11 protein-coding genes and 1 pseudogene are annotated in these 9,242 nt (G+C 71.3%); 5 read left to right on the top strand and 7 right to left on the bottom strand.

The genetic code is table 11. The features are described from left to right. Positions 1 to 27: 27 nt before the first annotated feature. The gene (locus AQJ91_RS11700) at positions 28 to 453 is read left to right on the top strand and encodes a DUF7848 domain-containing protein (protein ID WP_079084838.1); all 426 of its coding nucleotides are present in this window, start codon (positions 28 to 30) and stop codon (positions 451 to 453) included. Here AQJ91_RS11700 and AQJ91_RS11695 read toward each other — a convergent pair. The 4 genes from AQJ91_RS11695 to AQJ91_RS11680 form a co-directional block, all read right to left on the bottom strand. Continuing rightward, positions 450 to 1,115 (bottom strand): hypothetical protein, encoded by a 666-nt coding sequence (locus AQJ91_RS11695; protein WP_067019320.1) that lies wholly within the window; start codon positions 1,113 to 1,115, stop codon positions 450 to 452. The two genes, AQJ91_RS11700 and AQJ91_RS11695, sit on opposite strands and share 4 nt — an antisense overlap. Further along, positions 1,037 to 1,585 (bottom strand): hypothetical protein, encoded by a 549-nt coding sequence (locus tag AQJ91_RS11690; protein ID WP_067019317.1) that lies wholly within the window; start codon positions 1,583 to 1,585, stop codon positions 1,037 to 1,039. Before AQJ91_RS11690 ends, AQJ91_RS11695 begins: the two co-directional genes overlap by 79 nt. A gap of 127 nt (positions 1,586 to 1,712) precedes the next feature. Further along, a complete protein-coding gene (locus tag AQJ91_RS11685; protein WP_067019315.1) occupies positions 1,713 to 2,699 on the bottom strand; it encodes an isopenicillin N synthase family dioxygenase in 987 nt (328 codons plus the stop codon). Then, on the bottom strand, positions 2,680 to 3,129 hold the full coding sequence (locus AQJ91_RS11680) for a nucleoside deaminase (RefSeq protein ID WP_067019313.1): 450 nt from the start codon (positions 3,127 to 3,129) through the stop codon (positions 2,680 to 2,682). Before AQJ91_RS11680 ends, AQJ91_RS11685 begins: the two co-directional genes overlap by 20 nt. A gap of 100 nt (positions 3,130 to 3,229) precedes the next feature. Between AQJ91_RS11680 and AQJ91_RS11675 the strand changes: the two genes are divergently transcribed. Further along, a complete protein-coding gene (locus tag AQJ91_RS11675; protein WP_234382085.1) occupies positions 3,230 to 3,856 on the top strand; it encodes a helix-turn-helix domain-containing protein in 627 nt (208 codons plus the stop codon). On the opposite strand, the gene AQJ91_RS11670 is transcribed toward AQJ91_RS11675, so the two are convergent. Next, complete coding sequence (locus tag AQJ91_RS11670) at positions 3,843 to 4,757, bottom strand: transglutaminase-like domain-containing protein (RefSeq protein ID WP_067019491.1); 915 nt, start codon at positions 4,755 to 4,757, stop codon at positions 3,843 to 3,845. The genes AQJ91_RS11675 and AQJ91_RS11670 overlap by 14 nt on opposite strands. A 191-nt stretch (positions 4,758 to 4,948) precedes the next feature. After that, positions 4,949 to 5,094 (bottom strand): annotated as a pseudogene (locus tag AQJ91_RS58730) (transposase); the annotation flags it as partial. Between the two features lie 38 nt (positions 5,095 to 5,132). Between AQJ91_RS58730 and AQJ91_RS49135 the strand changes: the two are divergent. Next, positions 5,133 to 5,303 carry a hypothetical protein gene (locus AQJ91_RS49135; protein ID WP_234382040.1) on the top strand — a complete coding sequence of 57 codons (171 nt, stop codon included), beginning with the start codon at positions 5,133 to 5,135 and terminating at the stop codon, positions 5,301 to 5,303. Here the strand turns inward: AQJ91_RS49135 and AQJ91_RS11660 are convergent. After that, positions 5,242 to 5,994 (bottom strand): MerR family transcriptional regulator, encoded by a 753-nt coding sequence (locus tag AQJ91_RS11660; protein WP_067019307.1) that lies wholly within the window; start codon positions 5,992 to 5,994, stop codon positions 5,242 to 5,244. The genes AQJ91_RS49135 and AQJ91_RS11660 overlap by 62 nt on opposite strands. Positions 5,995 to 6,075: 81 nt before the next feature. Here AQJ91_RS11660 and uvrA point away from each other — a divergent pair, with 81 nt between their 5' ends. Further along, positions 6,076 to 8,601 carry an excinuclease ABC subunit UvrA gene (gene uvrA / locus AQJ91_RS11655; protein WP_067019305.1) on the top strand — a complete coding sequence of 842 codons (2,526 nt, stop codon included), beginning with the start codon at positions 6,076 to 6,078 and terminating at the stop codon, positions 8,599 to 8,601. A 76-nt stretch (positions 8,602 to 8,677) separates the two neighbouring features. Continuing rightward, positions 8,678 to 9,229: an HAD domain-containing protein gene (locus tag AQJ91_RS11650; protein ID WP_067019302.1), complete on the top strand. Its 552-nt coding sequence runs from the start codon at positions 8,678 to 8,680 to the stop codon at positions 9,227 to 9,229. Positions 9,230 to 9,242 lie beyond the last annotated feature (13 nt).

The raw sequence follows: 9,242 nt of genomic DNA, 5'->3' as shown, positions 1-9,242 counted from the left end.
TGTCGGGAGTTGCACATGCCTGAGCGGATGGAACCGGGAACGCTCGTCTACGACCCGCGGTTGAGCAGGGTCGGCGAGTACCAGGCCCGGCAGGGGCCTTACGTCCTGCTGCGCCCGGTCGGCGGCGGCCGGGAGTGGGAGGCGGACCCGACAAGGATCAGGCCGGCGACGCCGGAGGAGCGGCTGAGCGCGGGGGTGCGGGCGGCCAACGACCGTTCCACCGGCCGCCGTGTCTTCCGCTACGTGCCGTACTCGATCACGCAGGACGCGTCGGCGGAACCGGAGTACGAGGCCCGCTGTGTCTCGGGCGAGGAGTCGGACTGCGGGGCGACGTCGGGGCCGTGCTCGGCGCCGGAGGACGTGGAGGAGTGGCAGCGCAGGCACACGCAGGAGACGCGGCACACGCGGTATCGCCGTAGCTTCGCGGACTACGCGGTGTTGGCTCCCGTCTAGGAGTCAGGGTCGGGGGCGGCGAGGGCATGGGCCACGGCCCAGTCGAAGTCATAGCCGCTCAGCTTGGCGTTTCGGGCGAGCACGGCGGAGACCTGCTTGCTCGCCGCCAGCCGGACGAGGCCGGGCCGCTCGGTCCTGACCAGTTCGAAGAGCTCACGGGATTCCTGAAGCTCGTCGGGGATCCGGTCGTCGATCACCAGGGACCCGATATCCAGTGGGCGAGTGGATCCGCGAGTAGTCAACAGCGCGGCCGTGTTGTCGCATACGGTCCGCTCGTACCCGGTCACCAGAAACTCCACCATACGGGCGGTCGTCTCCTCGGACGCCTCGACAGCGGTACCGGATCGCAGGGCGGTGAGGAGGGTACGCAGCGCCATCCTCGACAGGAGCAGAGCCCGCCAGTTGGCCGACCAGAGGAGGTTCGTCACGTCCTGCTCCCCGGGCGACGGCTCGGCGAACATCCTCGCGTAGAGGCTGCGCCGTGACCCCAGATAGGTCAGCAGCTGGACGTAACGCTTGTCGCTCGGCTCCGCCGCCAGCATGGGCACGTACCAGCTGAGCCGCCGGTGCCGTGCGGTGACCTTCAGTTCCTGGGGCTCCAGTTCGCTGAGCGGCCAGTACGGGAGCTGGAGCAGGAGCAGGGAGAGCTGGGCGGCGCGCACACAGTTGATGAAGGCCGGCTTGTGCTGTACATCCCGGGCTCGTCCTCGTCGGCGAGGCTGCCCCGCACGACCGCCGCGACGTCCTCCAGCAGCGGCGACACGGTCTCGCCGTTCGTCGTGCCCAGGTACGCCACGAGTTCGTCCGCGATGGCCGGGCCGTGCGCGGCGACGTCGATCTCCTCGACGATGCCGAGGTCGATGAGGGCGTTGCGCAGTTCGAGGTCCTCGGCGTCCGGCGGGGTCTCGCAGCGGAGGACGTACAGCTTGTCGTAGAGCAGCAGCGCATCGCAGAGCGCAGAGAGATCGGCGAGGCGCTCGGCGTTCGTCACCGGCACCCGGCGGAGTCGTACCACCAATTGCGCGGCCAGCGCCGGGTCGAATCCGCTGTTCATCATGTAGGTCCCGAAGGCACCACCGCAGGGAACGTTCTGCAGCAGACGGGCGGCGTCGGCGATCATGGTCTGATCCACGAGGACCGCTCCTGACGTCTCCTCAGGAGTCAAGGACACCTCCACTGTTCATCAGGCAAGTGTCCGGGCCGCCGCTCGGGTGTGTCCACCGGAACGGCGATCTCCGCGCAGCCGGTATTCGAGCCGCTCAGCCGACCGTGATCGAGTCCAGCTTCTCCCGCAGATACACGTGCGAGTCGACCGCCTCGTACGCCACCCGCCCCACCGGCGCCGGCACGGACTCCACGAGCGTGCCCGGCGTGCACTCCCCGAAGTAGACCAGGGACATCAGCTCCTCGGCGGGCGCGTCGGCGGGCGGGGGCAGGACGCGATGCCGACCGGACCGCCACCGATCCCCCGTCCAACGGGCCATCAGGTCACCGATGTTGATGGTGAAGGCATTCGGGTCGTAGGGCGCGTCCTCCCAGCCGCCCTCGTCCGTGTAGACCTGCAGTCCACCCTTGCCCGCCTGCCGGTCGAGGATCGTGACCGTGCCGAAGTCGGTGTGTGGGCCGATGCGGAACTGGCCCGGCTGCGGGTCGCCGACGACCTCCGTGCCCGGGTACCAGTTGATGTTGAAGCCGTATGTCGGGTGGCCCATGTGCCGTGCGAAGAAGTCGGGTTCAAGGCCGAGGGCCTCGCCGAGCAGGGAGAGAAGCTCCTTCTCCAGGTCGGCCATCCGCGCCAGGTACTCCTCGCAGAGCGACTGAAGCTCGGGGACCTCCGCCGGCCAGACGTTCGGCGCGTACCACTCCGCGTTGACCACCGGGTCGTCGAAAGGCTCGTGGGTCGCGAAGGTCAGCGACTCCTTGAGGTCCGGCGGGGTCTCCGTACCCTCCGAGTAGCCGTTGGCCTCGGCGCCGGGACCGAGCCATCCACGCCCGCCGACCTTCGCGGTGTACGGCTGCTTCACCCCGACGGGCAGCGCGAAGAAGGCGCGGGCGGCCTCGCGGATGCGGGCGCGCAGGGCCGGGGACACGCCATGGCCGGTGACCAGTAGGAATCCGGCGGTCTGGAGGGCGTCGTCGACGGTACGGGCGATCTGCGCGCGGACCTCCGGGGCGCCGTCCAGCCAGGGCTTCAGATCGATCGTGGGGATACGGGGGCCAGGGGTCCTACACACCGATGTCCTCATTCCACAGGTCCGGGTTCTTCTCGATGAAGTCGCGCATCAGCTCGATGCACTCGGGATCGTCGAGCAGGACGATCTCCACGCCGTGTTCGGCGAGCCAGTCGTGCCCGCCGTGGAACGTGGCCGCCTCGCCGATCACCACCCGCGAGATCCCGAACTGCCGGACCAGTCCGCTGCAGTACCAGCACGGCGAGAGGGTCGTCACCATCGTCGTCCCGCGGTACGTCCGCTGCCGTCCCGCCGCCCGGAACGCCGCCGTCTCCGCGTGCATCGAGGGGTCGCCGTCCTGGACACGCCGGTTGTGGCCGCGGCCGAGGAGGGTGCCGTCGGGGCCGTAGAGCGCGGCGCCGATCGGGATGCCGCCCTCGGCGAGCCCGGCGCGGGCCTCCGCGACGGCGGTGGTGAGCCACGTCCGTGCCTGTTCCTGATCCATGTCTTCACTCTCCAATGGGCGAAACACGAGGGCAACGTGCGGAAAGTACTCTCCCGGCAGCCCGCAGCCGGACGAACTGTCAGCGCCCCTGGAGGTTCCCGTGCCCGGACTCACCGTCGCGGTCGGGCATGCCGTCGCCGCTGGTGGTGGCTGGCTGCGCTGGAGCGACACGCTGCGGGCGGCCCGTATGACACTGGAGCTGGCGCTGACCGTGCCGGCCGCCGAACCCGCCGAACCCGCCGTACCCGAGGGGCCGTTGGTGACGTCCTCGCGTGCCCTCGCCCTGGAGCGGGAGCTGACGCGGGGCGGCGTGGACGCCAACCGGGAGCGGCTCGCCGGGATGGTCCAGCATGCGCTGGGGCCGCTGCTGGAGTGGGAGGCCGCGCATGCCAGCGACCTGGTGCGGATGCTGGAGGTGCATCTGCGGAACGGCTGTTCGCCGACGCGGACGGCGGCCCTGCTGCACATCGGCCGCCAGTCGCTCTACCAGCGGCTGGAGCGGATCGAGTCGTTGCGGGTTGGAGATCGGCGATCCGGATCTGCTGGGGGAGCTGCTGGCGGCGGCCTGTGCGCATCGGGTGGTGCGGGGGTTGAGACCGGCGGTGGATGGTGGGTTGCGGACGGTGGCCTAAGCGGCCTTGGCGAAGTCCGGCGCGGAATCGTGCCCCGTAAGGGGCGCGGGACGCAGCATCACCGCGCCTCCAGCGGAGCGCTCAGCGGAGGGTGACGAGGCTCTGGCCGTTGAACGGCGCGTAGCAGGTCACCGTCTGCGGGGTGCGCAGGATGTCGTCCTCGGCGAACAGCTTCCGCGCCGCCTCGAAGGAGACCTCGCCGCTGATGACGGGGGCGACACGGTCGTAGAACTCGCGCGACGACTCCGGCAGCGGCGACCCGGGCTCGCCCTCGTCCTCTCCCCATACGTCCCACAGCAGCGTCTCGACCTTGTTGAGGGCGGCGAGGTCGAGGCGGATGTCGCCGGCCACGAATCGCTCGCCCCAGAAGGGTCCGTCCTCCGGCCGGTGCAGCCCGAAGGTCGTCTCGTCGGCCCCGCCCGCACGGATCGCCCGCCATGCCTCGCCCGCGACGAGGAAGCGGTCACGCGGGACGTCCATCGGGTCGAAGTCCACCGGCCAGTTGGCGGTGACGGCCGGGTCGGTCAGCTGGGCGTCGGCCAGCAGCCAGCCCTGCTTCTCGTCCCAGTACTCGGTGACCACATGGTCGCCGTGGAAGCCGGTGGTGCCGAAGTAGTCGGCGAAGCCGGACCGCAGCCGGGCCGGGATGCCGGCGTGGCGCAGGAACGAGCAGTGCAGCAGCGTGAAGTCGCGGCAGGTCCCGACGAACCGGTCGCCGGGCTCGCGCCGCACGGACAGCGCGGCGGCGTTCCGCTCGACGACGAGCCGCAGGATGTCGTCGATGTAGCGGGACTCGGCGTCGTTGTGGAGGCGGTCGGCCGGGTGGGTGTGGCCGAAGAGGTCGCCTTCGACGCGGTGGATCAGCAAGTCACGGGCGATACGGGCGAGTTGGGCGGGATCTCGCGGTAAGTCGGCGTAGTGGCGGGCGAGATCGCCCGGGTCGGAGAAGGTGCTCTGGGTGGCGTAGAAGGCGAGGGCCTCCGGGGTCTCAGGCATGACGGTGACGGTGTCGAAATCCACCGCGAAATGTCCATAAGCCCCGTCGGGAAACCTCCGTAACAGGTCGAGTAACCCGTGCCGACCACCGCCACTCCAGCGGCAGTTGGGCCCCGGCAGATGGAAGAACGGTCATGCGCATCCCGACACTGTTCTGACCCGCATGTTCGCATGGGTCCGCACTGTTGTCCTCAGCCCACGGGACGCTGTTGCCGCTCGGTGTACTGCTTGACCACAGTCAGCGGGGCCCGCCGCACGATCCGGCGAAGTGCGAGCCGGACCAGAAGTGGCGACCCCACAGGTACCGGCGCGCGTGCGTGTCGTACTCCTTGCGCAGCGGTCCGGCGTCTCGCCGTCACCTTCAAGATCCACCGGGTGACGAACGGCATCGAGGCGTCGCTGGTACTGCTGGCCGCGGCCATCGCGGACGCGGTGACCGGCGGCATCGAGCCGACCCGCTGGGCGCTGGGCGCGCTGGCGGTCATCACGTGGGTGATGGTCCCGGCCCACCTGCTGTCGATCCTGTCGTCGTCGCGACTGCGCTGAGGTAACCGTCCAGACGGCCCGCCCCGGCCAGCATCGTCCGGGTGCGGGCCGTCAGCGTCTCGCCGCGCGCCCTGATCACCGTACGCAACGCCTCACTGCTGCCCTCCCGGCGCAGCCCCTCCAGGACCGGCCGGATCTGGTCGAAGAGATAGTGGCCGCGGCGCAGGGTGTGGATCAGCCGGGCGTCGCGGACGTCGGCCGGGCGGTAGACGCGGTAGTCCGTACCGCGCTCCCGCCCCGGCGTGAGTAGCCCGGTCGCCTCCCACACCCGCAGCGCGGACCTGCGTACGCCGAGCAGCGCGGCCACCTCACCGATGCGCAGGCCCGAGCGGGGGAGCGCCTCGGGCTCCTCGCGGGCCAGGGTCTCGAGGGCCTCGCCGGCCGCCCGGAGCGCCGTCCGCTCCTCGTGCAGCGCGGCGTGCGCGGCGTCCACGAGGGCGAGCGCGGCCGGCGCGTCACCGGTGTGCACGGCCCGCATGACCTGGGCCGCCGTCGCCGGCCCGTACCCCTCCAACAGCGCCCGGTAGGTCAGCAGCGCCCGGCGGTGCACGTCCCCGAAGGTCCGGTAGCCGGACGCGGTCCGCGCGGCCGGGGGCAGAACGCCGGCCTCCTCGTAGTTGCGGATCTGCTGCGCCGAGACACCGGCGAGCCGGGCCAGGTCGACGGGCCGGAGCCGCTCGTGGCTGTTCATCGATTTGAAGGTTACGCCCAGCCGTACAGCGCAGACGCGGCAAAAGTCTCAACGGCGCACTTCAATGAAAAACTTGAAGGCATGGACGACGACTGCATACACGTCAACGGCGCCCGTCTGCACAACCTTCAGAACGTCACTCTCACCATCCCGAAGAAGAAGCTGGTCGTCATGACCGGCCTGTCCGGCTCCGGCAAGTCCACCCTCGCCCTCGACACACTCCACCGGGAGAGCCACCGCCAGTACATGGAGTCGTGGGGCGTGCCCACGGCCCGCCACAGCCGCCCCTCGGTCGACTCGATCACCGGCCTGTCGCCGTCGATCAGCGTCGACCAGCACCCCACGGGCCACAGTCCGCGCTCCACGGTCGGCACGGTGACCGACGTGTACACGTACCTGCGGCTGCTGTGGTCGCGGATCGGGGTACGGGTCTGCGCTGGCTGCGGGGAGCGCGTACCGCCCGCCCACACGTACGGGGACGACGGGTATGACGAGAACGACGTGGAGGCGGGGTCCGTCCCCTGCCCGCACTGTGGCGCCCCCGTGCCCGAACTGGTGATGGGTTCCTTCTCCTTCAACAAGCCCGCCGGCGCCTGCCCGGCCTGCACCGGACTCGGCGAGGTGATCCGGCCGGACGTGCGGCGGCTGGTCGACGGCCGGCGCGGGGTGGCGGACGGCGCCGTACTCGGCTGGCCTGCGAAGCTCACCGAGCACAATGTGCCGGTGCTGCGGCGGGCGGCGGCGCACTACGGCTTCACCTTCGAGGCGGACACGCCGGTGGACCAACTGACCGACCAGCAGCGGGACCTGCTGTTCCACGGCGTCGAGAGCGAAAAGTTCCGGCGTCACTTCCCCGGCGTGCGGCCGCCCGCGACGGTCACCGCGGGCCGGTTCGAGGGGGTGGCGACGGCGCTGATGCGGCGCTATGCCGAGCGCATCCAGGACGCCGAGTACCGGGAGAGGACCGAGAAGCAGGGGCTGGTGAAGCAAGCCTGCGGGGAGTGCGGGGGCGCCCGGCTGCGCGCGGAGAGCAGGGCGGTCACCGTGCACGGCCTGTCGATCGTGGAGGCGGCACGCCTGCCCCTCGACGAACTGGCGCAGTGGCTGGGCCAGTTGCGGGAGAAGGTCTCGCCCGACGAGTGGCTGTTCGTCGAGCCGGTCGTCGCCGACCTCGACGAACGGGTACGGCGACTCGTCGACGTCGGGGTCGGCTATCTGACCCTGGAGCAGCCGACGCCGAGCCTCTCCGCGGGCGAGTCGCAGCGGCTGCGGCTGGCGGCCCTGCTCGGCTCAGGGCTCACCGGCATGCTCTACGTCCTCGACGAACCGACCATCGGGCTGCACCCCGCGGACACCGCCCGCCTGATCGACGTCATGCACCGGCTGCGGGACCTGGGCAACACGGTGCTGGTCATCGAGCACGACCTGGACGTCCTGCGGGCGGCGGACCATGTGGTGGACGTCGGCCCCGGGGCGGGCCGCGACGGAGGCCGGATCGTGGCGCAGGGGACGCCGGAGGAAGTGGCGGCGACGGAGGGCGACTCGGTGACCGGGGCGTATCTGTCCGGTCGGCTGCCCGCGCCGCTGTCGATGGGCCGGGGGAGCGGCGAGCGCGCCCTGCTGATCCGAGGCGCCCGCGCCCACAACCTCAAGGACCTGACCGTACGGATACCGCTGGACCGCCTGGTGACGTTCACTGGCCCGTCGGGCTCTGGCAAGTCGACGCTGCTGCTGGAGGTGCTGGACCGGGCCGCCCGGCGCCGCTTCCGGGGCGCGGGCGATCCGCCGGGCGAGCACGACGGCATCGACGGCTGGCAGCACCTGGACAAGGTCGTCACCATCGACCAGGAGCCGGTCAGCCGCCTCCCGCGCTCGAACGCGGCGACCTACTCGGAGGCGTTCACACCGATCCGGGAGGCCTTCGCGGCGAGGTCGGGCGGACGGCTGTCGCCCGGCGCGTTCTCCTTCAACGTCCCAGGCGGCCGCTGCGAACGCTGCGAGGGCGCCGGGGTGTTGTCGGTCCACATGCACTTCCTGCCGCCGGTGGACGTGACCTGCCCGGCCTGCCGGGGCCGCCGCTTCGGCCCCGAGGTGCTGGCGGTCCGCTACGAGGGCCACGACATCGCCGAGGTGCTGGCGGCGACGGTGGCGGAGGCGCTGACGGTGTTCCAGGATCTCCCGCCGGTGGCGACGAGGCTCGGACGGCTGGCGGACGTGGGCCTCGGCTACCTACCGCTGGGCCAGCCGGCCACCACCCTCTCCGGCGGCGAGGCCCAACGCCTCAAACTCGCCAAGGAGTTGGGGCGCAGAGCATCCGGCCGCACTCTCTACCTCCTCGACGAACCGACGACCGGCCTGCACGCCGCCGACACCGCCCGCCTCCTCGACGTACTCCAGCGCCTCGTCGACACCGGCCACTCCGTCATCACCATCGAGCACAACCTCGACGTCATCCGCGCCTCCGACTGGCTGATCGACCTGGGCCCCGAGGGCGGCACGGCCGGGGGCACGCTGGTGGCCGAAGGGACACCGCAGGAGGTGGCGGCGGTTGGCGCGTCACGGACGGGCGGATTCCTCCGACGTGAGGGCGGGCCGGGCACCGGATAAAAGCAGGGGCCCGGGGCGTGGGGCGGGGCTAGGCTCCTCGCGTGGTGACGTGCCGCGCGAGGAGAGGAGCAGCCCCGTGTCCCGGCCCTTGCTCTACCTCGACGTCGACGGACCGCTGAACCCGTACGCCGCCAAGCCCACGCGGCGCCCCGCCGGCTACTCGACCCACCGTATGAAGCCGGACGGCTGGATCGCCCAGCACCACGGCACGCCCCGGGCCTTCGTGAAGCCGCTCCGGGTCTGGCTCAACGCCGGGCACGGGAGGCGGCTCCTGGAGCTGGGCGAGCGGTACGACCTGGTGTGGGCCACCACCTGGGGCACGGACGCCAACGCCTTCATCGCGCCGGTCGTTGGGCTGCCGGAGCTGCCCGTGGTGGAATGGCCCACGATGCACGACGCGGGACCGGCCGGCACGTTCTGGAAGACCCGCCACCTGGTGGCGCACGCCGCCGGCCGACCGTTCGCCTGGGTCGACGACGACCTCGGCGACGCCGACCGGGCCCTCGTGGCGGCGCGTCACGAGGGCCCCGCCCTCCTCCACCATGTGGACCCCCGGCTCGGCCTGCGCGACGACGACTTCGCAGCCCTCGAGACGTTCGCCCGCGCCCTGCCGTCCTCGGCGGCCTGACGGTTCGCCTGGG

The sequence above is a fragment of the Streptomyces dysideae genome (assembly GCF_001514305.1).
Taxonomy (GTDB): Bacteria; Actinomycetota; Actinomycetes; order Streptomycetales; family Streptomycetaceae; genus Streptomyces; species Streptomyces dysideae.
Note: the sequence above shows the minus strand (reverse complement) of the source record. Positions and strands in the feature narration are given on the sequence as shown.